The 23,956-nt window shown below is 62.4% G+C and carries 19 protein-coding genes; 8 read left to right on the forward strand and 11 right to left on the reverse strand.

Annotation, left to right across the window (positions count from 1 at the left end; all coding sequences use genetic code 11):
- Positions 1–6 precede the first annotated feature (6 nt).
- The 3 genes from gspF to ABEH28_RS03705 form a co-directional block, all read right to left on the reverse strand.
- Complete coding sequence (gspF, locus tag ABEH28_RS03695; RefSeq protein WP_282368013.1) at positions 7–1,209, reverse strand: type II secretion system inner membrane protein GspF; 1,203 nt, start codon at positions 1,207–1,209, stop codon at positions 7–9.
- Positions 1,210–1,211: 2 nt separating this feature from the next.
- Positions 1,212–2,930: a type II secretion system ATPase GspE gene (gene gspE / locus ABEH28_RS03700; protein WP_346629198.1), complete on the reverse strand. Its 1,719-nt coding sequence runs from the start codon at positions 2,928–2,930 to the stop codon at positions 1,212–1,214.
- 93 nt (positions 2,931–3,023) lie between these two features.
- Positions 3,024–3,251, reverse strand: a complete 228-nt coding sequence (locus tag ABEH28_RS03705; RefSeq protein ID WP_192173601.1) for a hypothetical protein — start codon at positions 3,249–3,251, stop codon at positions 3,024–3,026.
- Positions 3,252–3,719: 468 nt separating this feature from the next.
- On the opposite strand from ABEH28_RS03705, the gene ABEH28_RS03710 reads away from it, so the two are divergent.
- Positions 3,720–6,461, forward strand: a complete 2,742-nt coding sequence (locus ABEH28_RS03710) for a glycoside hydrolase family 3 C-terminal domain-containing protein (protein WP_192173602.1) — start codon at positions 3,720–3,722, stop codon at positions 6,459–6,461.
- Positions 6,462–6,604: 143 nt separating this feature from the next.
- Here ABEH28_RS03710 and ABEH28_RS03715 read toward each other — a convergent pair whose 3' ends face one another.
- Complete coding sequence (locus tag ABEH28_RS03715) at positions 6,605–7,231, reverse strand: TetR/AcrR family transcriptional regulator (protein WP_192173603.1); 627 nt, start codon at positions 7,229–7,231, stop codon at positions 6,605–6,607.
- A 290-nt stretch (positions 7,232–7,521) separates the two neighbouring features.
- Here ABEH28_RS03715 and ABEH28_RS03720 point away from each other — a divergent pair, with 290 nt between their 5' ends.
- Positions 7,522–7,743, forward strand: coding sequence for a hypothetical protein (locus ABEH28_RS03720; RefSeq protein ID WP_192173604.1), 222 nt, complete (start codon positions 7,522–7,524; stop codon positions 7,741–7,743).
- A gap of 48 nt (positions 7,744–7,791) precedes the next feature.
- Here ABEH28_RS03720 and ABEH28_RS03725 read toward each other — a convergent pair whose 3' ends face one another.
- The 6 genes from ABEH28_RS03725 to ABEH28_RS03750 all read right to left on the reverse strand — a co-directional run bounded on the left by ABEH28_RS03725 (position 7,792) and on the right by ABEH28_RS03750 (position 13,974).
- Positions 7,792–7,932 carry a DUF2256 domain-containing protein gene (locus ABEH28_RS03725; RefSeq protein ID WP_192173605.1) on the reverse strand — a complete coding sequence of 47 codons (141 nt, stop codon included), beginning with the start codon at positions 7,930–7,932 and terminating at the stop codon, positions 7,792–7,794.
- Entirely contained in the window at positions 7,929–9,467 is a 1,539-nt protein-coding gene (locus ABEH28_RS03730; protein ID WP_346629154.1) for a cryptochrome/photolyase family protein, read from the reverse strand. The genes ABEH28_RS03725 and ABEH28_RS03730 overlap by 4 nt, the downstream gene beginning before the upstream one ends.
- Positions 9,468–9,614: 147 nt before the next feature.
- A complete protein-coding gene (locus ABEH28_RS03735) occupies positions 9,615–9,920 on the reverse strand; it encodes a protealysin inhibitor emfourin (RefSeq protein WP_346629155.1) in 306 nt (101 codons plus the stop codon).
- Positions 9,921–9,958: 38 nt separating this feature from the next.
- Positions 9,959–11,023 (reverse strand): M4 family metallopeptidase, encoded by a 1,065-nt coding sequence (locus ABEH28_RS03740; RefSeq protein ID WP_346629156.1) that lies wholly within the window; start codon positions 11,021–11,023, stop codon positions 9,959–9,961.
- Between the two features lie 933 nt (positions 11,024–11,956).
- Complete coding sequence (locus ABEH28_RS03745) at positions 11,957–12,703, reverse strand: response regulator transcription factor (RefSeq protein WP_346629157.1); 747 nt, start codon at positions 12,701–12,703, stop codon at positions 11,957–11,959.
- Positions 12,688–13,974 carry a GAF domain-containing sensor histidine kinase gene (locus ABEH28_RS03750; RefSeq protein WP_346629158.1) on the reverse strand — a complete coding sequence of 429 codons (1,287 nt, stop codon included), beginning with the start codon at positions 13,972–13,974 and terminating at the stop codon, positions 12,688–12,690. Before ABEH28_RS03750 ends, ABEH28_RS03745 begins: the two co-directional genes overlap by 16 nt.
- A 244-nt stretch (positions 13,975–14,218) precedes the next feature.
- Between ABEH28_RS03750 and ABEH28_RS03755 the strand changes: the two genes are divergently transcribed.
- From ABEH28_RS03755 to ABEH28_RS03775, 5 genes are read left to right on the forward strand one after another with little or no spacing between them, the layout of a single operon-like run.
- Positions 14,219–15,259, forward strand: a complete 1,041-nt coding sequence (locus ABEH28_RS03755) for an ABC transporter substrate-binding protein (RefSeq protein WP_346629159.1) — start codon at positions 14,219–14,221, stop codon at positions 15,257–15,259.
- Between the two features lie 59 nt (positions 15,260–15,318).
- Positions 15,319–16,776, forward strand: coding sequence for a sugar ABC transporter ATP-binding protein (locus ABEH28_RS03760; RefSeq protein ID WP_346629160.1), 1,458 nt, complete (start codon positions 15,319–15,321; stop codon positions 16,774–16,776).
- Positions 16,773–17,762: an ABC transporter permease gene (locus ABEH28_RS03765; RefSeq protein WP_346629161.1), complete on the forward strand. Its 990-nt coding sequence runs from the start codon at positions 16,773–16,775 to the stop codon at positions 17,760–17,762. Before ABEH28_RS03760 ends, ABEH28_RS03765 begins: the two co-directional genes overlap by 4 nt.
- Positions 17,759–18,715 (forward strand): ABC transporter permease, encoded by a 957-nt coding sequence (locus tag ABEH28_RS03770; protein WP_346629162.1) that lies wholly within the window; start codon positions 17,759–17,761, stop codon positions 18,713–18,715. The genes ABEH28_RS03765 and ABEH28_RS03770 overlap by 4 nt, the downstream gene beginning before the upstream one ends.
- A 16-nt stretch (positions 18,716–18,731) precedes the next feature.
- Complete coding sequence (locus ABEH28_RS03775; RefSeq protein WP_346629163.1) at positions 18,732–19,643, forward strand: SMP-30/gluconolactonase/LRE family protein; 912 nt, start codon at positions 18,732–18,734, stop codon at positions 19,641–19,643.
- A gap of 44 nt (positions 19,644–19,687) precedes the next feature.
- Here ABEH28_RS03775 and ABEH28_RS03780 read toward each other — a convergent pair whose 3' ends face one another.
- Complete coding sequence (locus ABEH28_RS03780; RefSeq protein ID WP_346629164.1) at positions 19,688–21,712, reverse strand: methyl-accepting chemotaxis protein; 2,025 nt, start codon at positions 21,710–21,712, stop codon at positions 19,688–19,690.
- Positions 21,713–22,077: 365 nt separating this feature from the next.
- On the opposite strand from ABEH28_RS03780, the gene ABEH28_RS03785 reads away from it, so the two are divergent.
- Complete coding sequence (locus tag ABEH28_RS03785) at positions 22,078–23,886, forward strand: EAL domain-containing protein (protein WP_346629165.1); 1,809 nt, start codon at positions 22,078–22,080, stop codon at positions 23,884–23,886.
- The last annotated feature ends 70 nt before the right edge of the window (positions 23,887–23,956 follow it).

Below are 23,956 nucleotides of genomic sequence, written 5' to 3' on the forward strand. Positions count from 1 at the left end.
ATTTCCTCAAATGTTACTGGTAAGGCTCATCAGCGGCAGCATGATGGCGAGCATGATCACCGCCACCATCACCGCCATGACAACAGTCAGGCTCGGCACCAGCGCCGCGAGCAGGCGGTCGATGCCGCGCTTGGCCTCGACGTCGAACACGTCGGCGACCTTGAGCAGCATGCCGTCCAGGTTGCCGGCCTGTTCGCCGACTTCGATCATTTGCAGGGCCAGCTCCGGCAGCAGCGGTTGCTCGCCGAACGCCTGGGCCAGCGTGCCGCCACCCTTGACCCACTCGGTGGCCTGCTCGACCTGGGCGCGCAGGGCGTAGTTGCCGCAGACCTGACGGACGATGGTCATGGCCTGCAACAGCGCAACGCCGTTGCTCAGCAGGGTGCCGAGGGTGCGCGCCAGACGCGCGGCTTCGATCCGCTGCAACAGCGGGCCGATGACTTTGATAAACAGCAGGCGCCGGTCGTGACGCTGACGTCGCTGGGGATCTCGGCGCAGCACGGCGACGGTCCAGATCAGCCCGACGATCGCACCGAGCAGCAGCAATCCATAGGCGCTGAGAAATTCACCCAGCCACAAAATGGCCTGGGTGATGAACGGAATCGGTACGCCCAGATCGCGAAAGATCGGCACGAACTGCGGCACCACGTAGGCCAGCAGCAGGGCCAGCGAACCCAGCACGCCGACCACCAGAAAGATCGGGTAGATCAGCGCATTGATGACTTCGCCGCGCAGCATCTGGCTGCGTTCAAGGTAATCGCTGAGCTGGCGCAGGGTGTTTTCCAGGGACCCGCCGGCTTCGCCCGCGCGCACCATGCTGATGTACAGGCTGGAAAACTGGCCGTGCTCTTCTTCCAGCGCCTGGCTCAAGGGTTTACCGGCCTTGACCTGTTCGCGAATGCGTTCGAGCAGTGCCTGGCGCTTGGGCTCGTGGGTCTGCTTGAGGAGGATGGTCAGGGCGCGTTCCAGCGGCTGGCCGGCACCGAGCAGGGTCGCCAGTTGCTGGGTGAAACTCACCAGCGCCGCGCCGTTCATCGCACCCCGGCGCATGGCCGCGCGCAGGCCGCTGTTGGCACTGGCTTCGAGGCTGAGCAGCAACAGGCCGCGCTTGTGCAAAATCGCGGTGGCTGCGTTTTGATCAGCCGCTTCGAGGGTGCCGTGTTGGGCGACGCCGTCGGCATCCAGTGCGCGGTATTTGAAATGGGCCATGGTCAATCGCCACGCGTAACGCGCAGCACCTCTTCAAGGGAGGTCACGCCGGCCACGGCCTGACGCAGGCCTTCCTCATATAGGGTACGCAGGCCACCGCGACGGGCCGCTTGCTCCAGCGTCGAGGCGTCGGCCTGGCGCATCAGCAGGCCGCGCAACTCTTCATTCATCACCAGCAATTCGGTGATGGCGCTACGGCCGTGATAACCGCCGCCGGGCAATTCGCTGGCGGGACGATAAAGAGTAATCGGGCGCTGATCGGTGAAGCGATCCAGCCCGTGCTCGGCGACCAGTTCCTGCGGTGCTTCAAAGGCGATGCGCGTGAGCGGATCCAGCCTGCGCACCAGCCGCTGGGCCAGAATGCCTTTAACGGTGGACGCGATCAGGTAGCTTTCGACGCCCATGTCCAGCAATCGCGTGATACTCGCGGCGGCACTGTTGGTGTGCAGGGTCGAGAGCACGAGGTGACCGGTCAGCGACGATTGGATGGCGATGCGGCAGGTTTCCAGGTCGCGCATCTCGCCGATCATGATCACGTCCGGGTCTTGCCGGACGATGGAGCGCAGGGCGCCGGCGAAGTCCAGGCCAATGGCCGGCTTGACCTGAATCTGGTTGATGCCCTCTAGCTGATACTCGACCGGGTCTTCAACGGTGATGATCTTGCGCTCGGCGGTGTTGAGCCGTGACAGCGCGGTGTACAGCGTGGTGGTTTTGCCGGAACCGGTGGGGCCGGTGACCAGCAGAATGCCGTGGGGGTTTTCCAGCACGTCGAGGAAGTTCTGCAGGCGTTCGCCGTCCATGCCCAGGCTGGGGAAGTCGAAGCTGACGGTCTGTCGATCCAGCAGTCGCATCACCACCGACTCACCAAAGCTGGTAGGCACCGTGCTCACCCGCAGGTCCAGCTCTTTGCCCTGGATGCGCAACATGATGCGGCCGTCCTGGGGCAGACGACGCTCGGCGATGTCCAGCCGCGCCATGATCTTCAGTCGCGAAATAATGGCGGCTGAAGAGCTGGAGGGCGGTGCTTCGGCTTCGTGGAGCACGCCGTCGATGCGATAGCGCACTTTCAGCTGGCTCTCGAACGGCTCTATATGAATGTCGGAAGCGCGTTGCTCGACGGCTCGCTGCAGGATCAGGTTGACCAGTCGAATGACCGGCGCCTCGGACGCCAGGTCCTTGAGGTGCTCGATGTCTTCTTCGGCGCCGCCGTGTTCGTCGAGGGTTTCGATCAGCGAGCCCATGGCCGAACGGCCCTGGCCGTAATAACGCTCGATCAGCCCGTCGACCTCGCTACCAGCACCCACCGACACATACACCGGCGCCTGGCAGGCGTAGGCCACGGCGTCCAGCCCGTAGGCATTGCCCGGGTTGGCGGCCAACACATGCACGCCATCGGCATAAGCGCCGATGGGCAGCAGGCGATAGTGGCGCAGAAAGCGCTCGCTCAATTCCGGCAGCGGTTCACCCGACAGCGTCACGTTTTCCGCCAGCAGCAAGGGCGCTTGCAGCGTCGAGGCCCACGCCCTGGCCAGGTCCAGTTCCGAGACCAACCCCAGGCGGGTCAGCAATTCGGTGAGCGAGCTGCCTTCGGATTCCTGGGCCAGCCGCTGTGCCCGTTCCAGATCACCTGTCTTCAGCCCGGCATTGGCCAACAGCCACGCACACAGCGCTTCGGCCGTGTGCGCGGTCAGTTGTTGGCTATTGATAGGGGACAGTTTTATGGACACAACGGGGATTCAAATAAGTGAGGCCTCTGACGAGACCTCGGGGTGATGTATAAACAGCCGTAATAAAACAGTAACTAACGGAGTGCGTTAGTTTGTCGCAGGCGACGTATTAGCGGTCGGACGGCCACGCTTGTTTTCATCAGCCTGATTCTGTTTGGTGGCTTTCACGGTGGTGGCATCTTTTTGTGTTTGCGTCATGACAGTGGAATCTGCTGCGCCGGAAACAGTTTCCTGAGTATCGGAGTCAGCGGCCATTGTTGCAGTTGCAAACGACAGGGTCAGTGCAGCGATGGCGCCCAGTACTGGCAGTTTCATGTGATGTTTCTCCAATGTTTGTCATGTGTTTGAAATGATCGCAACGCTGGCTTCAGCGTGGGCCCACCGCTCGTTTCAGGGGTGAAACCCAGTGTTTACGGGGTTTCAGGCATTGAGCGGTGAAAATTGCTAAACCTACAGACCTGTAGGTTTAGCAAGAGTTCAGATGATGTATCAAAAAATGTCGAGTTTGTTGAAGATTGATTTTTTTGTTTGACATCAATTGAAAACAATTGCCTTAATTTAAACGTCTCGGGCAACGCTCGTGCAGTTCGGTGGCTCATCGCCATTAACGTTAGTTACAGAAGATCAAATTGCCCACACTCATCGTCACGTTGTAACGCCACTTTCCCGTTCACCGATGTTCTTTCGAGAACTTCGGTATAGGCCGAGTAATGCCTGAATTAAAGGCTTGTGGCGTGTCAACTGCGACAAATGAGCGCGGGTGATACTTGGAGAGCGTCCCCTATGCGAAACCGTAAAACTTTCGGTGCCCACTCGGCACTGGCTTTGTTGAGCCTGGCTATCTGCCACGCCAACGCAGCCGACACCACGACCCAAGAGCAACTGGCGGCCAAGGAACTGCGCGCTGACAAAGCGGCAGAAAAAACCCTGGCGAAGATGACTCAGGAAGAAAAGCTGGCCTACATCGGCGGCATCGGTGGTTGGGACGTCAAGCCGCTGACCCAGTACGGCGTGCCACAGATCCACGGCGCCGACGGTGGCGCGGGCATCCGTTACACCAGCGAAGGCAACGATCCGGGCGTGGTCTATCCGTCCGGCCCGAACCTGGCGGCCACCTTCAACCCGCGTCGCGCCATTGATTTCGGCCGCGCCCTGGGCTACGACACTGCCAGCGGCGGCTACCAGTTCGTCACCGGTCCAGGCATGAACCTGTACCGCATGCCGTGGAGCGGCCGTGCCTTCGAATACCTCTCCGGTGAAGACCCGTTCCTCGGCGCAAGCCTGGGCCCTGCGGTCATCAACGGTATCCAGCAGCGTCGCGTCTGGGCGGAAGCCAAGCACTACGCCGGTAACGACCAGGAAACCAACCGCTTCATCCTCAACCAGGTCATGCCTGAGCGCGTTCTGCGCGAGATGACGCTGCCGCCGTTCGAGTCCGCGACCAAAAACGGCACCGTGGCGATGATGATGTGCTCGTTCCAGAAAGTGAACGGCGAGTACGCCTGCGAGAACAAGCACCTGATCGCCGACATCCTGAAGAAGGAATGGGGCTTCAAGGGCCTGGTACAGAGTGACTACAACGCCGTCGTCCACGGTCTGCCAGCGGCACAAGCCGGCACCGACCTGGACATGATGGGCGGCCAGATGAACAGTTCGGTGCTCAAGCCGTACCTGGACAGCGGCGAGCTGGACATGGCGACCATCGACGACAAGGTCCGCCGCATCCTGAAGAACATCTACCTGTACCAGTTCGACAAGTTTGCACCGCTGACCACGCACAACATGAACAGCGCCACCAGCAACAAGGTCGCTCTGAACATCGCTCGCGAAGGCATCGTGCTGCTGAAAAACCAGGGCGACGTGCTGCCACTGGACAAGAACAAGGTCAAGCGCATCGCCGTCGTTGGCGACCTGGCCAAGTACGCGCCGCCGACCGGTTTCGGCAGTGCTCACGTTGACGCCACCCGTTACATCAGCGAGCTGAGCGGTCTGCGCCAGATCGCCCCGGGCGCTCAGGTCGAGTTCCTCGACACGCTGTCCCTCGATCCAACGGCCATGCACTGGACCACCACCGACAGCAAAGGCAACAGTGTCGCTGGCATGAAGACCGAGTACTTCAACAACGCCACCTGGTCCGGCGACCCGTCGGCCACCCAGATCGACACCTACGTCAACCTGGACTGGTCCACCGACAGCGTGCCGAGCAACGGCGACACCGCCAACACTTCCATTCGCTGGAGCGGTCAGGTCACCCCGACCATCAGCGGCGACCAGGTCTTCAAAGTCCGTGCCGACGGCGCTGTGCGTCTATGGGTCAACGGCGAGAAGATCATCGACAACGGCGACGGTGAGAACATCACCAACAAGAGCATTCCGCCGACCATCCCTGTTTCCGGCAAGATCAAGCTGGAAGCCGGCAAGGCTTACGACGTGAAGCTTGAGTACTCGCGCCGTGACGGTTACCTGTCGACCATGGGCGGCCTGGTGGGCGTGCAGATGTCGACCGCTTCGCTGACCGCACCTTCCGACCTGTCGCAATACGACGCGGTCGTGGTTGCCGTGGGTAACAGCGCCGAATACGAAGGTGAAGGTTTCGACCACAGCTTCGATCTGCCTGAGTACCAGAACGAGCTGATCCAGAACATCGCCAAGGCCAACCCGAACACCGTGGTGACCATGCACGGCGGTACCGCGCTGAAGATGAGCGACTGGATCGACCAGGTGCCGGCTGCGCTGCACGCGTTCTACCCGGGTCAGAACGGCGGTCAGGCCCTGGCCGAGATCCTGTTCGGCAAGGTCAACCCGTCGGGCAAGCTGCCGATCAGTATCGAGCGCAACATCGAAGACAATCCGCTGTACAAGGATTTCCCGGCCTTCGATAACACACGCACCAAGGTCAAGGAAATCACCTACGCCCACGACCTGACCATGCTCGGCTACCGTGGCTACGACAAGACCAACACCAAACCGCTGTTCGCGTTCGGTCACGGCCTGTCGTACACCCAGTTCACTTACAACAACATCTCGGTCACCCCGGGCGTTGCAGTGGGCAACACGCCGATCAAGGTCTCGTTCGACCTGACCAACAGCGGCAAGCGTGCCGGTTCCGAAGTCGCCGAGCTGTACGTCGGCCAGCAGAACCCGAAAGTCGAGCGCGCCGTCAAGGAGCTGAAAGGCTACAAGAAGGTCTTCCTGCAGCCGGGCGAAACCCGTCACGTCACCATCGAACTGAACGATCGTTCGCTGGCGTACTTCGACGAGGCAAGCAAGCAGTGGGTGATCGATGCCGACACCTTCAACATCAGCCTGGGCGCGGCTTCGGACGACATCCGTCTGAATGCCAAGCTGGTCAACCCGTTCCGTCAGGAACTGTCGACCACCACCAGCAACCCGCTGCCACGTTCGGCGCTGAACTCGGTCAAAGTGACCCTGCCAGCGGTGAAGACCGGCGGTGTGCTTGATCAGACCGAAGACACCGACGCAGCCAATGGCAACACGGACTACGACGGCAACACCGAGTACTGATTGATCGCAACGGGAAAGGGCTGAGCAACAGGTCGGCGCCGGGGACTTGATCCCGGCGCTGGCTGAGGCCTGAACCCGAGTGACAACCTGAGCTTGAGAAACAGAGAATGAGGCGATCCGGCCAGCCCGGATCGCCTCATTTTTTATGCGCGGATATCGCGCTCGACCTGTGCCATGTAACTGTCGAAACGCTGCACCAGATCCACCGTCTCGGGGAAGCGCAGCCATTGCAGCTGCAGCCCGTCCATCATCGCCAGTATCTGGTGAACGATCGCGTCCAGATCCACATCCCCACGCACTTCGCCGGTGGCCACCAGATGGTCGAGCCGTGCGCGCATGCGTCCGTGAATCGTCACGTAGCGGGACTGAAACCATTCCCACCCCGGATGGCTGTCCACCAGGCTTTCGGCGTTCAGCATGCTGAACGCGCGGATCACGCCGGGCGCCGTTGCGTTGGAACGATTGATCTGCCGCAGGCCGCTGACGAAGCCCTGCAGCGTCGGCTCGCTGTGCAGGCTGCTGATCACTTTGTGGTTGACCTCGTCGCGACGGGCGAGCACGCCCATCAGCAGGGCGACCTTGTTAGGAAAGTGATGCAGCACGCCCGCCACCGAGATGCCGACAATGTCGGCGATGCGGGCAATGGAGGCGCCGGTGTAGCCCTCCAGCGAAAACAATTGCAGCGCAGCGTCGAGCAGTTCTTCGCGGCGTTTCTCACCCTTGGGGGCGCGACGGGTGCGGGGGAGCGTGTCTGACGTATTTCCTGTCATCGGGTTTACCTGGCGTCTCCATGATTTGCAGGTGTCTGGGCGTTTCGGCAGGCCTGTCCCGACGCCGGGTTGCGAGGGCGCAACGGGCAGAACGGGCGCGGCAAGTCGTCGCGGGTGCTGAAACGGCACGCTCTGTTTAAGGGTGCGACCGGGTTTTGGCAAGCGAAAACTGATATTCAGGACTGCCGGCAGGCGGGTGCCACCGTTCGGGTGAGCCCTGTCCAGAAAGTGGGAACTCCCGCCGCGCGTGCCTCTCCTTTGAAGTAACTGACATACAAGGAGGATCCACTGTGAACGAACAAGCCAATCCGGGAATTGCCTATCTGATCGAATGTGCCGAGGAGACGACGATTGATTCGCGGCTGTTTGCCATTTACGAAGCCCTGGCCGAAGCGGGCGGGCTGATCCCGCAGGAATACTTGATCAAGGTGGCCCGCGAGACAACCGCAGGCCCCAAGCAGCAGTTGTTGATCAGGCTGATCGGCAGAGCCAGTCGCGCCCAGGTCCACTGATCAGGCGCTGCCCCCCCGTATTGGCCCGCTGACGCCGATTGAACCCTTTCACGACCCGGAGCGCTTGCCCCGTCGGCAACGCTCCGAGCAGTAACGCACCTCGTCCCAGCAGCGCGCCCATTTCTTCCGCCAGGTGAACGGCAGCCCACACACCACGCAGGTCTTTACCGGCAGCTCGCTCTTCTTCAAATCGCCTCTCCGGCGTCGAGCTTGCCCAGCAGGGACTCGCCCCTTTGCCACAGCGCGTCCTGCTTTGCTTCAGTCATCCGGTCGAGGTTCTTGTAAACCATGCCCATCCGTTGATTGGCGCGCAGCAGGTTGCTGTGGCGCATCACGAAATGCCAGTACAGCGAGTTGAAAGGGCAGGCGTCCTCCGTCGTGCTTTCCTTGACCTTGTACGCGCAGCTGCTGCAGTAATCGGACATCCGCTTGATGTACTGGCCGCTGGCGCAATAGGGCTTGGAACCCAGATAACCGCCGTCGGCGTGCATGACCATGCCGAGGGTGTTGGGCAACTCGACCCAGTCGAAGGCGTCCATGTAAATCGCCAGGTACCATTCGCAGATCTCTTTGGGCGCGATGCCGGCCAGCAGGGCGAAGTTGCCGGTGACCATCAGCCGCTGAATGTGATGAGCGTAGGCGTGTTCAAGGCTCTGGCCGATGGCCTGGCTCATGCAGTTCATCTTGGTCTGCCCGGTCCAGTAGAACTCCGGCAGCGCCCGGTTATTGCCGAATGAGTTGCCCTCGGCGTAATCCGGCATCTTCAGCCAGTAAACGCCGCGCACGTATTCCCGCCAGCCGATCAGTTGGCGGATGAAGCCCTCCGCCGCGTTCAACGCGACACCTCCCGACCAGTAGGCCGACTCGACGTCGCTGCACAGCTGGCGCAGATCCAGCAGGCCGATGTTCAGCGCCGCACTGATGCGCGCATGGAAGAGGAAGGGCTCGTCCATGGCCATGGCGTCTTGGTAGTCACCGAAGGCCGCCAGCCCATAATCGAGAAAGTACTGCCACAGCGCCTGGGCGTCGGCGTGGGTTACCGGGTAGTCAAAATTGTCCAGAGAGCCGTAGTGACTGGCGAATCGCTCACGCACCAGTTCCAGCACGTCGCGGGTGATGGCGTCCGGTGCGAAGCGCGCCGGGTAGGGCGCCGAGACCCGCTTCGGCAGCGCCTTGCGGTTTTCCGCGTCGAAGTTCCAGGCACCGCCTACGGGCGTGCCGTCGCTGTTGAGCAGCAGGCGCTGCTTGCGGCGCATCTCGCGGTAGAAGAATTCCATGCGCAGCTGGATCTTGCCGCTGGCCCATTTGGCAAACTCTTCGCGGGAGCACAGAAAGCGTGTGTCGCTGTGCCAGACCAGCGGCAGGCCGCATTCCCTTATGGACTGCTCCAGACGCCAGTCGCCGCATTCGGTGGCGTGGACTTCTTCGGCCTGCAACGACGCGTGCCAGCGCTGCAACTCAGCCGGCACCGAGCCGGTGTTCAGCGGATCGTCCAGCGTCACGTACTGAACGATGATGCCGCGCTCCTGCAGCGCCTGGGCGAAATGGCGCATGGCGCTGAAGATCAGGGCGATCTTTTGCGGGTGATGGGCGACGTGGGTGGCTTCTTCCATGACCTCGACCATCAGCACGGCGTCGCGCTCGGCGTCGAGTTCGGCGAGGCAGGCCAGGTCGAAGGACAGCTGATCACCGAGGACCAGGCACAGGCGGCGGACAGGCATCATCGATTTGTACCGCGTGACGCGTCGGCGCTGCGGGTTGTTGGCATGAATCGACGGAGGACAGATGAGAAAAGGTTGGGCACAGGATTCCTGAAGAGCAGGGAGTAATGGCGCCGAGCATAGCGGTTTGCCCGGCGCGCGGTCATGGGGCTAGCCGGACACGTGGCGCCGAACACACTGCATCAGGCCCTGCAACGGGCCGGATTCCACCGGAGCGGGAACGCAGACCGTGCGCTCCCGGTCGCCTTCGCTGATGGTCAGCGTGTAATGCTGCATGCCGCGCAGCGCACGGGCGGGGTGCCGACCTTCCGGCAACGCGAAGAATTCGGACGCGTCGACCAGTTGCCGCAGCTCCTTTTGTTCGCCCTCCGGCAGGGCGTCCACTTCAATGGTGTTGGGCTTGTTCAAGCCCGGAAAATAGGCGACCCCGCCGCTTTCGCTGAATGAGATACGCATGTGGGTGGCTCCTTCTTTTGCCAGATGGCCATGGCGGATCATTGCGCATTGATGCCCACGGCCGCCCAGCCTTCTTTTACCGCGATTTGGGCTTCCTCGCCTACACCGTACAGCCGACCGGCCACATCGTGGGTGATCCGCGCAAAGCGCACGAAGCCGGCATTGGGGCGCAGACGTGAATCGCGCAGCGCGTCGTACCAGATGCGCCCGGCCTTTTCCCAGGCATGACCGCCAATGCGCGTCGCCACTTGATAAAACGCATGGTTGGGGATGCCCGAGTTGATGTGCACGCCGCCGTTGTCGTCGTAGGTGTGGACGAAGTCGTCCATGTGCCCGGGTTGCGGGTCTTTGCCCAGCACCTTGTCATCGAACGCAGTGCCGGGGGCTTTCATCGAGCGCAGGGCGCTGCCGGTGATCTTGTCGGTGAACAGGCCTTCGCCGATCAGCCAGCTGGCCTGCTTGGCGGTTTGTTTCAGGGCGTACTGCTTGATCAGCGAGCCGAACACGTCGGACATCGATTCGTTCAGCGCGCCGGCCTGGTTGAAGTAGACGAGGCCGGCTTCGTCTTCGGTGACGCCGTGGGCCAGTTCGTGGCCGATGACGTCGAGGGCGATGGTGAAGCGGTTGAACAGTGACTGGTCGCCGTCGCCGAAGACCATCTGCGCGGAGTTCCAGAAGGCGTTGTTGTAGCCCTTGCCGAAGTGCACGGTGGCGTCGAGGGCCATGCCGGCGTCGTCGATGGAGTTGCGGTCGAAGACGTCGAAGAAGAAGTCGAAGGTGGCGCCGAGGCCGTCATAGGCTTCGTCGACGGCGATGTCGCCGCTGACGGGCTGGCCTTCGCCGCGGACGAGGGTGCCGGGCAGGGTTTCGCCGCCGTCGGCGGTGTAGATGGAGCGTCGTTTGCCGGTGGGGGCTACGGCGGCGAGGTGAACGAGGCGTCGATCGGGTTGCGCGCTGAGGCGCAGGGAGCGGAAGGTGTTGTCTTTGGCGCGCGTGCGCAGGGCCGCTTCGCGCTGGGCTTTGTTGCCGTTGCGGGCGATCTGGTCGAGCAGGTACGGGGGGATGAGGCAGAGGATGGGATTACGGGTGTGGTTCCTGCACATGGGCAATGCTCCTGGGTGACATCGTTCGATTAAGCGACGCGTCGCGGTCTTGCTTTAATCGACAAGCCAGGGGGATCTCGCGTTCCCCAAGGTCAAAAGCGTCTGCCTGGGGGCAGACTGTTTCGCCTTCGGCGACTTACTTTTGAAAAGCACCAAAAGTAAGCAAAAGTGCCTGCTCCTAGTTGGGTTCCTCCTTCGTCGGAATACCCTCACTCCGACGACGCTCCGTGGGCCCGCGCCGAACGGACATCCATGTCCTGACGGCGCTCTCGCGGCATCCATGCCGCTCGACCCACTGCGCGTCGTCTGCGTTCGGCCTGCACCCAGGTCGCGATTGGCGGTGACTGACCCTTCTGTGTATGAAGATCAAAAGCAGATCAAGAGCAGATCGAGGACAGAGCAAACGCTAAGGACTTGTGGGAGTGAGCTTGCTCACGAAGGGGGCGGTACATCCGACAGATATCTGGTGTTTGTGATACAGCATTCGCGAGCAAGCTCGCTCCCACAAGGAGGGGGACTGTCAGCAAAAATGTCGGCGCCTGAGCTGGCCTCTTCCCGGCTAAAGCCAGTCCTACAAAGCACCGCGTACACCTGTGGAATCGCCTCGACTGTAGGACTGGCTTTAGCCGGGAAGCCCTTGATCTTGATCTTGATCTTCGTGCGCAAGAATTCCAGACGACACCAATCGCGACTTGGGTGCAGGCCGAACGTAGACGACGCGCAGTGGGCCGAGCCGCATGGATGCGGCGAGAGCGCCGTCAGGACATGGATGTCCGTTCGGCGCGGGCCCACGGAGGGGCGTCGAAGTGAGGGTATCCCGACGAAGGAGGGACCTAGCCAGGAGCAAGCACCCTTGGTTACTTGGGGTGCTTTTCCAAGTAACTCGCCGAAGGCGAAACCAGAGGCCGTTAGGCCGACGCTCTTGATCTCCCCTCAGTCCCCTCCAAACCGATGCCGCGCGGGGTTTTTCAGCCACAGTTGCAGTTCGGCTTCGGCCTGTTCCAGCGCGGTGCGGTTGAGCAGGCGGCGGAGCAGGGCGACGTTGACGGCGCGGGCGCGGAGGTTGAAGGCGGTGCTGCGTTCGCCGGCCGCATCGGGCTGGTAAACGCCGAGCTTTTCGTACAGCTGCTGCAGCCGGTTCTGCACGCTGCGCAGCGACAGGTTGCGGCGGGTGGCGATGGTGCGGTCGGTGAGGCCCAGGGCGATGTCCTGCAGCACTTCGTATTCGCCATCACTCAGCCCGGACAACTGATCGTGGGCCTTGAGCTGCACGCCGCGAATCTCGCGGTCGATCACGCACTGCTGCTCGATGAACAGCCCCCGCAACGCCAGGCGCAAGCGCTCTTCCGAGGCGGTCTTGAGGATGTAACCGTAGGCCGCCCCTTGGGGCACGATCCGCGCGATGCCACGCACGTAGGCCTCGTCCGAGTAATTCGACCAGAACAGAATCGACGTGTCCGGCTGCTGCCGCCAGATCGTCTTGGCCGCTTCGACGCCGGTGCGGCACGGCATCTGCAGGTCCATCACCACGGCATCTACCGGGCTCTCGCTGAACAACCGCTCGCCGATCTGGCCGTCTTCGGCCTCCAGTAAACGCGTGCATTCCGGCAGGGCCACTTCGATGACTTCGCGCAGGAACGCCCGGTGCACCGGGTCGTCTTCGATCAACAGGATTTGCATGGCACCTCCGTTCCAACGGACGGCGCAGGCTCAACGACAAGCGGCAGATCTGCCAGCGGCAGGCACACCCTTACTCGCGTTCCTCGCTCATGGGGCCCGCGTTCGATAAACAACTGCGCCGCCATCAGTTGCGCGCGCACCTGCATGTTCTGAATGCCGCCGCTGTTGAACCGATGGCCGACGTCCAGCCCAATGCCGTCATCGTCGATGGTCAGCTGCAACAGGCCGCCTGTGTGGCTGATGTGGATGACGATGCTGTCCGGCATCGCGTGCTTGATCGCGTTGTTCACCGCTTCCTGAATGATGCGGAACACCGCGACTTTCACGGACTCCGGCAAGCGATCGCCCATGCCGTCGGTGCTGTCCTGCAGACGCGTTTCGATGCTCAGGCCGCTGTCTCGAACGCTGCGCCGCAACAGGTCTTCGACGCCCTCTTCGAAGCCGAACAACTGCAGCACCGTCGGCTTCACTGCATCGATCAGTTGCCGCAACTCCTGCATGCTGTCCTTGAGCGAGCAGGCGATGCCGCGCAAGTCCTCGCCCGGCACGCTGGGCAGGGTTTGCAGGCGGGCGATGCGCCGGTGCAGGCGGGTCATGTCGGCGAGGGTCTGGTCGTGCAAGTCCATGCCGACCCGTTGCCGTTCACGCTCCAGTTCCTCGGTCAGGCGCAGCGCGCCCTGGCGCAGGCCTTCTTCTCGGGCACGCACCTGGGCTTCGGCGATGGCCAGTTGTTTGGCCTGTTCAGTCTGGCGCAGGGCATACACGTACGAGGCCAGCAGATCGGCGACGTGCTGGGTGTGGCGCACGTCATCCAGGGTGTAGAAATGCTCGGTGTGTTTCGAGCAGCTCAGCGCACCGATGATTTCACCCCGGGCGCGCAAGGGCACGTGCAGGCGACTGCGCAGGCGGGCGTCGAAAATAGGGTGGTTGGCGGCGCCGGGGAAGGCGAAACGTGCGTCGTTCATGGCGTCGTGGGTCAGCAGAAACGCCTGCTCCCCTAACAGCACCGCTCGAATGGGGCTGGTGTGCACCGGCATCGGTTGAGCGACATCGCCCCACAGCGTGTGCACGCCGCTTTCATAGGTGATGTGCTCGCGGCCGTCCAGGATAAACAGGCAGACGTCGAGGTGGTCGTGGGGCAGGATCGGGCTGATTTCCCGGGAGACGGCGTCGATCATCGACTGGAAATCCAGCTGGCCGGCGAGGGCGCGGGAAATACCGAGAAAATGATGCAGCACGTCTTCGGCAAGGGTGTGCGGTCGCTGTGCCATGGGCTTCAACCTGTTTTTATTTTTGAAATCTAACGAAAGGGCAGCCGGGACAGTATGGCCCCTGTGCGCTAAAAAGAACGCAGGATCCTGCAGGTCGCTTGCGGGATCCCGCATCAGGTCTGCACGATTGACCACTGACGCTCCGCGCCGGCCAGTGCAGACTCGCCGCGTACTGTTCGTAATAAGGTGCGACCGACGCCGTCGGCCACCCTGCAGCCCCCATAAAAATAACAAGGGTTCAACTATGAAAAGTCGTCGTCATCCGCTACGCCGTTCATTGCTTTGCGCTGCACTGGCCGTGGCGCCCCTGATGGCCCTGCCCGTCGCATCCCACGCCGATACTTCCGACAAGAAGATCGCGCTCTCCAACAATTACGCCGGCAACTCCTGGCGCCAACTGATGCTCGCCAGCTGGCAGCAGACCACCGACAAAGCCGTCAAGGATGGCCTGATCGCGTCGGCTGACAGTTTCACCACGGCGGAAAACCAGGCCACCGAGCAGGCCGCGCAAATCCAGAACCTGATCCTTCAAGGCTATGACGCCATCGTCATCAATGCCTCGTCGCCGACGGCGCTCAACGGCGCGGTAAAACAAGCCTGCGACGCCGGCATCATCGTCGTCTCCTTCGACGGCACCGTCTCCGAGCCTTGCGCCTACCGCATCTCCATGGACTTCAAACAGACCGGCATCGAGCAGATGGATTACCTGTCCGAGCGCTTCCCCAAGGGCGGCAACGTCCTGGAAGTGCGCGGCCTGGCCGGCGTGTCGGTGGACGAGCGCATTCACTCCGGCATCACCGCCGGCGCGCAGAAACACCCGAACCTGAAAGTGGTCGGCGAAGTAAACGGCAACTGGTCCCCGACCGTGGCGCAGAAAGCCGTTTCCGGTGTGTTGCCGAGCCTGCCGAAAGTCGACGCCGTGGTGACCCAGGGCGGTGAAGGCGTCGGCATTGCCCAGGCCTTTGTCGCGGCAGGCCGTCCGTTGCCGGCGATCATCTTCGGCAACCGCGAAGAAGAACTGACCTGGTGGAAAAAGCAAAGCGACGCCCAGGGCTATCAGAGCTTCTCCATCAGCAGCGGGCCGAGCATTTCCAGCCTGGCGTTCTATGTCGCGCAGCAGTTGCTCGACGGCAAGCAGATGCCCCATGACCTGCTGTCGCCAGCGGTCATCGTCACCCAGCAGACCCTCGACGCCAGCCTGAAGGACCTACCCAAAGGCGGAATCGTCAGCGAGACCTACAGCGTCGACGACGTCGCCAAGCTCAAGCCCGCCGCTTCCCTGTGAGCTTTTCCATTTGAGGACCGCGGGCCGCGCTGCCTGCGGCCCGCCAAGGAATTCTGACCATGAACGCAAATGGACCTGTGCGGGTGGCCTTCGTCGGCGCCGGTAAATCGTTCGGCGCCGTGCGTGCCCTGAGTGACGTCGACCTGAGCGTGCGCGCCGGCGAATGCCTGGGCCTGATCGGCCACAACGGCGCGGGCAAATCGACCCTGATGCAAGTGCTCGCCGGCACCTTGGCCGCCGATTGCGGCCAGTTACTGATCGAAGGCCGCGACCTGCGCGAAGGCTATTCGGTACAAGTGGCGCGTCAGCACGGCATTCGCTGCGTGTTCCAGGAACTGTCGCTGTGCCCGAACCTCAACGTGGCAGAGAACACCCGGCTGATGTCGCCGGCTCTGCGCGGCTTCGGCTGGCGGCGTCGGGCCGGTGCGCTGATCGAAGCGATGCTTGAGCAGATTTTCCCCGGCCACGGCATCGACGCCGATGACATCGTCGCTGACCTGTCCATCGGCAAGCGGCAGATGGTGGAAATCGCCCGGGCGTTCATCAACGTCGATGAGCGCCTTGATCTGATCATCCTCGACGAACCCACCTCATCCCTCGACGCGCGGGTCGCCGAGCAGCTGTTGCGCCATGTGCGGCGTTTCGTCGAGGGCGGCGGCAGCATCGTGCTGATCAGCCACATTCTCGGCGAAATGCTCGGCACCTGTGACCGCATCGCGGTGATGCGTGACGGCAGAATTGTTGAAACCCGAGCAGCGCAAGCCTTCACCCACGATTCGCTGGTGGAAGTCATGGGCGGCACGGCACGCGAACAGCAGCAGGCGACACAGGATTTCGCCTCCCGACGTGAGCAGGGCAGCCCGCGGGTGCAACAGCGTCCGGCGCGACAAACCGATGAGCGTTCGGTGCAGGCGTTTGCCGGGGAGATCGTCGGGCTGTCCGGGCTGGCCGGGCACGGCCAGAGCCAGTTGCTGACCCAAGTGCTGCGCGACTGCATCAAGCGCGGCACCGGCGCCAGTTTCGTCGCGGGCGACCGCCAGACCGACGGCGTGTTTGCGCTGTGGTCCATCGGCGAAAACATCACCATCGGCTCCCTCAACCAGCTTAAGCGCGGCCTCTTGCTGAACCCGGACGCTGAACAGGCCATGGCCGACGACTGGATGAAGCGCATGAGCATTCGCACCCCGGACATGGGCAATCCGATCCTGTCGCTGTCCGGCGGCAACCAGCAAAAAGCCTTGTTTGCCCGGGCCCTGGCGTCCGACAGCCAGATCATCCTGATGGACGATCCCATGCGTGGCGTCGACGTCAGCACCAAGCGCGAGGTGTATTCGATTCTGATGGAGGAGGCGGCCCGCGGCCGCACGTTCATCTGGTACACCACCGAGCTTGAAGAGCTGACCTATTGCGATCACGTGTATGTCTTCCGCGACGGCCAGACCGTGCTCGACATGCCGCGCAGTGAATTGAGCGAGGAGCGCATCCTGCGCAGCTCCTTCGCCGAGGAAACCCCATGAATGCCCCGTTGAATTCCGTTGCCCGCGCACCCGTCGCGACGCGCAACAACGCCGCACGCCGCGCCCGCATGCTCCGCGCCGCTTTGCCGGCGGTGTCGCTGGTGGTCTTGCTGGCGACCATTTTCATCATGCAACCCCGGGCCATGAGCTACATGGGCCTGAACCTGATGCTCAACCTGGCGGTGCCGATTGCCCTGGCAACCATCGCGCAGATGCTGATCATCAGCGTCAACGACCTTGACCTGTCCATGGGCAGTTTCATCAGCTTCGTCGCCTGCGTGGCCGTGACGCTGCTTGATCAGCACCCGTTCCTCGGCTGGCTGGCGCTGGCCGGGTGCGTCGGTGTGTATGCGCTGCTCGGTGCCTTGATCCATAGCCGCAACCTGCCGTCGATTGTCGTCACCCTGGGCATGTCGTTCATCTGGGTCGGCGGCGCAATTCTGCTGCTGCCGTCACCCGGCGGGACGGCGCCGCAGTGGCTGCAAACCTTGGTGCGAATCAAGCCACCGCTGATTCCGCTGGCGATCATCGTCTGCATCGTGCTCGGGCTGGCCATGCACTTTTTCCTGATGCGCTCCACCGTCGGTGTGGTGTTGCGCGGCGCTGGCGGCAATCCGCTGGCGATCGCCAAGGCCGGGTGGTCACTGCTGCGCATCAAAGTGGCGATGTACGCCATGGCCGGGGGTTTCGGCGTGTTGTCGGGGTTGTTTCTGGTGGGGCTGACCACTTCGGCCGACGCCAACGTGGCGTTGCGTTACACCCTGTTGTCCATCGCCGGGGTGATTCTCGGTGGCGGCGAATTCATCGGCGGACGGGTGTCACCCATGGGCGCAGTGCTTGGGGCGCTGACCCTGGTGCTGGCCGGTTCGCTGCTGTCGTTCATCCGCATCTCGCCTGACTGGCAGATCGGTGCTCAGGGCGCGATTCTGATTTTCGTGCTGGCGCTGCGTGCGGCGGTCAATCGTCTGGAGGTACGCCCGCTATGAGCACTTCAACTATTGCAGCGCTGCGCGGCAAGCCATGGCTGTGGTCATTCCTCGCCGCCTTATTGATCTGGGTGGCGACCCTGGTGTTCACCGGCGGGCAGGGCGCAGGCGCGCTACTGTCAGGCGCGCTGGCGTTCTCCACCTTCTTCGCGATCGTCGGCATCGGCCAGATGTTCGTCATCAGCACGGGGCCCGGCAACATCGACCTGTCGATCCCGGCCAACATCGCCCTCAGCGGCGCCCTGGGCATGAAGCTCATGAACGGCCAGGACGCAAATATCTGGCTGGGCGTGATCGGCGTGCTGGGCATCGGTGTGCTGGTGGGCTGCGGCAATTTCGCGTTGATCCGCCTGCTGCGCATTCCGCCGATCATCGCGACGCTGTCGGCCAGCTTCATCCTGCAGTCACTGGCCATCGCCTATGGCCGCAGCGTGCGGGTGCCGCCGCCGGACAGTTTCTACACCTTCGCCACCGGCCGCGTCTTCGGCGTGCCGTATCTGGCCCTCGTGGTGATCGCCGTGGCGGTGCTCATGGGCTACGTGCTGACCCGCACCCGCTACGGTCGCTCGGTGCTGGCCATTGGACAAAACGCCCGCGCCGCTGAACTGGCCGGCATTCGTGTCGGGCGCATGCGCTTCGCCACCTACGTGCTCTGTGCGGTATTCGGCAGTCTCTGCGGCTTGACCCTGGCCGGTTTTTCCGGCGGCGCGTCGCTGGGCATGGGCGAGGAATACCTGCTGGCCTCCATCGCCGTCGTGGTGATCGGCGGCACCTCCGTGGCCGGCGGGTTTTCCAACGTGCCCGGCATCTGGGGCGCGTCGCTGTTCCTTTACCTGCTGGTGAGCATGCTCAACACCTTCGGCGCCAGTGCCGGGGTGCGGCTGATCCTCACCGGCCTGATCATCATCGCGGTGATTACCGCTGTCAGCGGCCGCAAACATGCCCGCGCCTGAATTAAGGATCGAACCTGTGTCCGACGACCTCTACGAATGCCATGACAAGCGTTTCCACCGCCTGATCCTGCCCAACACCCAGCTCGAGCGCCTGTACGACCAGTGCCGCTGGGCCGAAGGGCCGGTGTGGTTCAACGACGGCGGGTATCTGTTGTGGAGCGACATCCCCAACCAGCGCATGTTGCGCTGGACCCCGGAGCAAGGCGTGTCGACGTTCCGCAGCCCGTCGAATTTCGCCAACGGCAACACCCGCGATTTATTGGGACGGCTGATCACCTGCGAGCACGGGACCCGCAGCGTCACCCGCACCGAACCGGACGGGTCGATCACTGTGCTGGCCGAGCGCTTTGAAGGTAAACGCCTGAATTCGCCGAATGACGTGGTGGTGCACCGCGACGGCGCGGTGTGGTTCACCGACCCCAGCTACGGCATCCTCACCGATTACGAGGGCTATCAGGCCGACGAAGAGCAGCCGGGGCGCCACGTCTACCGCATCGACCCGGACAGCGGCGAGATCGCCTGCATGGCCAACGACTTCGTGCAGCCCAACGGTCTGGCGTTTTCTCCGGACGGGCAGACCCTGTACATCGCCGATTCCGGTCGCTCCCACGATCCTGACGGCCCCCACCACATCCGCGCGTTCGAGGTCATCAATGGGCGTGAGTTGGGGCAGTCGCGGGTGTTCGCGGTGATTGAGCCGGGCGTGCCGGACGGCATGCGCGTGGATGTGCAGGGTAATATCTGGACCAGCGCCGGCGATGGCGTTCAATGCTTCGCCGCCGACGGCACCTTGCTGGGCAAGATCCGCCTGCCGGAGAAGGTCGCCAACCTGACCTTCGGCGGGCCGCGCCGCAACCGCCTGTTCATCGCCGCGAACACGTCGTTGTACTCGGTGTACGTGGCGGTGGCGGGGGCTCAGGTGCCCTGACTGATGGTTGGATGGCGCGCAGCGTTTTGCGCTGCGCGCCATCCTCAGAGTTTGAAACGACCGACCACGGTGCGCAGTTCGCCGGCCAGCAGCGACAGTTCGTCCGCCGTTACCGCGTTGTCCTCGATGCCTTCCATCAGCATGAACGTGCCGTTGCGGATTTCGGTGACGTTGCGGTTGATGTCCTCGGACACGGCGTGCTGTTGAACGGCAGCGCTGGCAATCTGGGTGTTCATGCCGACGATCGATTCCACGCCTTCGTTGATCGCGTTCAGGCTAGAGGACGTCTGATCGGCCGACGTCAGGCAATCTTGCGCCCGGTCCTTGCCCGCTTTCATCTGCTCCACGGCAGCGCTGGTCGCCAGTTGCAATTGCTGGATGATCCGCTGGATTTCGGCGGTGGAGTTTTGCGTGCGGGAAGCCAGGGTTCTGACTTCATCCGCGACCACGGCAAAGCCACGGCCTTGCTCGCCGGCACGGGCGGCTTCGATGGCGGCGTTGAGGGCCAGCAGGTTGGTCTGGTCGGCGATGTTGCGGATGACTTCGATGACCCCGCCGATTTCCTGGCTGTGCAGCGCGAGCGCCGCGACCTTTTGCGCGCTGAGGTCGACTTCGCCGGCCAGCGCCTCGATGGTCTGTCGGGTCTGCTGCATCACGCCCAGGCCTTTGCCGGACGCCTGACTGGCCTGTTCCGCCGCACGCGCCGCGCCTTCGGTGTTCTGGGCAACGTCGGCGACACTGGCGGTCATTTCGTTGATGGCGGTGGCGACCTGTTCGGTTTCGCCCTGCTGGGCGTTCATCGACACTTTGGCGCGGTCGATGGATGCGCTCAGGCGAGTTGCTGCGTCGGACACCGAACTCGAACTGCGCTCGACCTGAGCGAGGGAGTCACCGAAGGCCTGGACCATGTGGTTCAAACCGGTGCCGATGTCGGCCATTTCGTCTTTGCCGGCGACGTTGACCCGTGCGGTGAGATCGCCTTGGGCGATGCGGCGGGTGGCGCTCAACATGTCTTTCATGGCCCGACGCATGGCGCTGTAGATCCCGCTGAAGGCATAGATCAGCAGCAGGCCGGCAATGGCGAACATGGCCAGCATGGCGGTGCGTTCCGCCGACTTGTCCTTGACCCGTTGCTCCAGCACGGCGGAAAGCGCGGCTTGCAAAGCGTCCTGCGCCTTGTACAGCTCGGCGACCACAGCGTTGCCTTTGGCCGGCAGGCCCTGCATGCCGGTGATGGTGTTTTGCGAGGAGCCGATCAAGGTTTCCAGGTCGGTGCGAAAGCTGTCCAGGCTCGAAAGCCCGCTGCTGACGGGGGACTGGATGCGCTCGGCGAGGGCCGGTTCCTGACGACGCAGCAGAGTGAGGCTTTGCAGCAACTCCTGGCGAATCTGGGCTTCTTGCTTGAGCAGCGATTTAATCGTGCCACGGGTGGCGTCCGTCAGCGGCTGGCCTTCATGCAGGCCGCTGGCCAAACCTCGCAACTGGCCGACCACGTTGATCTGGCGCGGCAGACGCAGGGTGCTTTGGTCGATCAGGAACAGCGAGGCGTAGTCTTCGTCGAGGACCATTCCGGAGGTGGCGGAGATGAAATAGATGAAATTCAGCGTTTGAGTCATCTGATCGCTCCAGGCGTCAAACAAGGTCGCCTGATCGGCCCCGGTTTTGGTCTGGCTGATCAACCCTTCGGCCCCGGAGCGCAAGCGTTGTACGCGATCTCCGGTTTCAAGCCCCGCACCGAGCTGGCGGTCGGTAGTTTCCAGTTTGGAGTACGCATCCAGCAGTTTGGCCTGGTTGGCGGCGAGGTCAGGCTGGGCTGTTTGATCCCCGCTGAGCAGGCGGTTGGTCAATGCTCGTTGCAGCATCGACAGGCGCAGTACCGGGGTGACGTCCATCAGATAGCGCTGGCCGACTTGTTCGGAATGGATGTTATCGATGCTGGTAGTGAGTTGATGCAGCAGGCGCGCGCCCAGCAGGGCCAGGGGAAGCAGAACGATGATGGCCAGCACCGCAAACTTGGCGGGAAAGCGCAGACGGTTGGTCAAGTACACGGCAGGGGCAAGAATATTCATACGGTTCTCACAGCCCCGGAGTGGGGCGATTGGGTTGTCGTCGGTGAGAATGGTCCTTTTCTCAGGCTTGAGTGGAATTGACGGCGTTTTCGGCGCAAGCCCTAATGCTGCCCGGTTCGCTCTTGTCCCTCTGTCGGCCCGGATCGTATTAACTTTATAAATAGTTGTACAACATTATTTATTTGTACAGTTCTGGAACTGAGGCGATTAAGTAGTGTCTTTGTGATATCACTCTATTGCTCTCGGCCGAACTCTCTCTATATGTCCCTGCTCGTTGTTAACGACCTTCCGTCGCGATTCCGTTCTGGCAATAGTGGCCATGAGATATCATTCAACACGTATTTTTGGAACGGAGGGCGCACGCCATGATCGGTTTGCTTGAAATTGAGCAGAAGCGCCTGTCCGCGGTTCACGCTTTGCAATGGCTGGAAACCGCCCATAGTGAGGATTTCGACCGCCTGTGTCGCCTTGCTGCTGCGCACTTTCGCGTGCCGACGGCGCTGGTCTCGCTGGTGGAAAAAGACCGTCAGTGGTTTCCCGGTCGAGTGGGTTTCGAACCCAGCCAGACGCCCATAGAGCAGTCGTTTTGTCGCTACACCATCCAGAACCCCGGGATCATGGTGGTTCAGGACGCCCAACTCGATCCGCGCTTTTCTCACAACCCGCTGGTCACGGCGCCGGGTGGCATCCGTTTCTACGCCGGGGCGCCGTTGTGCAATCAGCACGGCGATGTGCTCGGCAGTTTTTGCCTGATCGACAGCGTCCCCCGCACGCTGCAACCCGACGAAGTGGCTGTCCTCGAAGATTTCGCGCAACTGGTCATGGGGCAGGTCGAACAATGTCAGCTGATGCGCTACCGTCACCCTGTCAGCCGCTTGCCGAATTTGCAGCAGTTCCTGCTCGATACGCAGGGCTTTGCGGTGACCGGGAGCGAGGTGCGATTGATGGTAGTGATCCGCACCCAACCATTGGCGAGCGCTGCGGATGTCAGCGTGAGCAGCAACCTGGATGCGCAGCAGACGCGCCGCGACATGGCGGACTGCCTGCGTCGCCGTCTGGATGGCATCGCCGAGCTTTATCACATCAGCGACCAGGATTTTTGCCTGCAGATGAGCTGTGACCGTTCTCGACGCGACGACCTGGTTCGCATGCTGTTGGTGCTGATTACCGAGCCTTTCACTCACCAGCAGGTTGCCGTGGGACTGGCATGCTGTGACGACGGTCAGAACTCCGCCGCTGCGCTCATGGGCAAAGCGACCCACGCGGCAGGGCGGGCGTTTTATCGACAGGTGCCGTGGGCGGCCTATGACGAAGCGGAGGATTGCGCCCAGCGTCGCGCCTTGACCCTGCTCAGCGAACTCGCCGAGTCGTTGGTCAGTGGCGACATCTATCTGGAGTATCAGCCACGCTTCAGCCTGCAGGATGGCCGCCTGCTCAGCGTCGAGGCGTTGATTCGCTGGACCCATCCGATGCTGGGCAAGATCTGGCCAAGCGAATTCATTCCGTTGGTCGAGAGCGCTGGCAGGATCAGTACGGTGACGCGCTGGGTGATCGACCGCGCGCTGGCCGACCTTAGCGGCTGGATCGACGAAGAGGTGCGCCTGTCCCTCAATCTGTCGCCGCTGGACTTCGCCGACATGGACATCGCTCTGACGCTGCAGAGCGCCTGCGACCGACACGGCGTCCATCCCTCACGGCTGGAAGTCGAGATCACCGAAGGCGAGTGGATCCGCGCCGATAAACGCGTCATCGCGCAGCTCACCCGAATCCGCGAGCTGGGCGTTGACGTGGCCATCGATGATTTCGGCGCAGGCTACAGCAACTTTGCCTACCTGCATGAGATTCCGGCCAACATCCTCAAGCTGGACAAATCCCTGGTCACCGATCTTGAGAGCAACCCGCGCAACCGCATCATCGCTCGATCCGTGCTGCACCTGGCCGGCGAGTTGGGCTATCGCACCGTGGCGGAAGGCGTCGAGACGTTCCGTTGCATGAGCCTGGTGAGGGATTTCGGCTGCGAAGAGGCCCAGGGGTATTTCCTGAGCCGGCCGCTGAAGCTGCAGCAGCTCAAACAGCAGTGCGAGAACATTGCGCTGACGTTCACCCCTGAACCGTCGAACGCTCAGGTTTATGCGGATCTGACTGATGCGGATCAGGTGATAGAAGCGGCGTGACGGCTGACGCCTTCCCGGCTAAAGCCGGTCCTACGGTCGGGGATATTGCCGATATCGCTGGATGCACGCG

It is taken from the genome of Pseudomonas sp. Ps21-P2, from assembly GCF_039672565.1.
Lineage (GTDB): Bacteria > Pseudomonadota > Gammaproteobacteria > Pseudomonadales > Pseudomonadaceae > Aquipseudomonas.

Excerpts from the sequence above, each read along its gene's own strand:
- gspF (WP_282368013.1), bottom strand. The coding sequence starts at position 1,209 with ATGGCCCATTTCAAATACCGCGCACTGGATGCCGACGGCGTCGCCCAA.
- ABEH28_RS03705 (WP_192173601.1), bottom strand. The coding sequence starts at position 3,251 with ATGAAACTGCCAGTACTGGGCGCCATCGCTGCACTGACCCTGTCGTTT.
- ABEH28_RS03770 (WP_346629162.1), top strand. The coding sequence starts at position 17,759 with ATGAGCACTTCAACTATTGCAGCGCTGCGCGGCAAGCCATGGCTGTGG.
- ABEH28_RS03765 (WP_346629161.1), top strand. The coding sequence starts at position 16,773 with ATGAATGCCCCGTTGAATTCCGTTGCCCGCGCACCCGTCGCGACGCGC.
- ABEH28_RS03730 (WP_346629154.1), bottom strand. The coding sequence starts at position 9,467 with ATGATGCCTGTCCGCCGCCTGTGCCTGGTCCTCGGTGATCAGCTGTCC.
- ABEH28_RS03740 (WP_346629156.1), bottom strand. The coding sequence starts at position 11,023 with ATGTGCAGGAACCACACCCGTAATCCCATCCTCTGCCTCATCCCCCCG.
- ABEH28_RS03750 (WP_346629158.1), bottom strand. The coding sequence starts at position 13,974 with ATGGCACAGCGACCGCACACCCTTGCCGAAGACGTGCTGCATCATTTT.
- ABEH28_RS03785 (WP_346629165.1), top strand. The coding sequence starts at position 22,078 with ATGATCGGTTTGCTTGAAATTGAGCAGAAGCGCCTGTCCGCGGTTCAC.
- ABEH28_RS03745 (WP_346629157.1), bottom strand. The coding sequence starts at position 12,703 with ATGCAAATCCTGTTGATCGAAGACGACCCGGTGCACCGGGCGTTCCTG.
- ABEH28_RS03760 (WP_346629160.1), top strand. The coding sequence starts at position 15,319 with ATGAACGCAAATGGACCTGTGCGGGTGGCCTTCGTCGGCGCCGGTAAA.
- ABEH28_RS03735 (WP_346629155.1), bottom strand. The coding sequence starts at position 9,920 with ATGCGTATCTCATTCAGCGAAAGCGGCGGGGTCGCCTATTTTCCGGGC.
- ABEH28_RS03715 (WP_192173603.1), bottom strand. The coding sequence starts at position 7,231 with ATGACAGGAAATACGTCAGACACGCTCCCCCGCACCCGTCGCGCCCCC.
- ABEH28_RS03780 (WP_346629164.1), bottom strand. The coding sequence starts at position 21,712 with ATGAATATTCTTGCCCCTGCCGTGTACTTGACCAACCGTCTGCGCTTT.
- ABEH28_RS03755 (WP_346629159.1), top strand. The coding sequence starts at position 14,219 with ATGAAAAGTCGTCGTCATCCGCTACGCCGTTCATTGCTTTGCGCTGCA.
- ABEH28_RS03710 (WP_192173602.1), top strand. The coding sequence starts at position 3,720 with ATGCGAAACCGTAAAACTTTCGGTGCCCACTCGGCACTGGCTTTGTTG.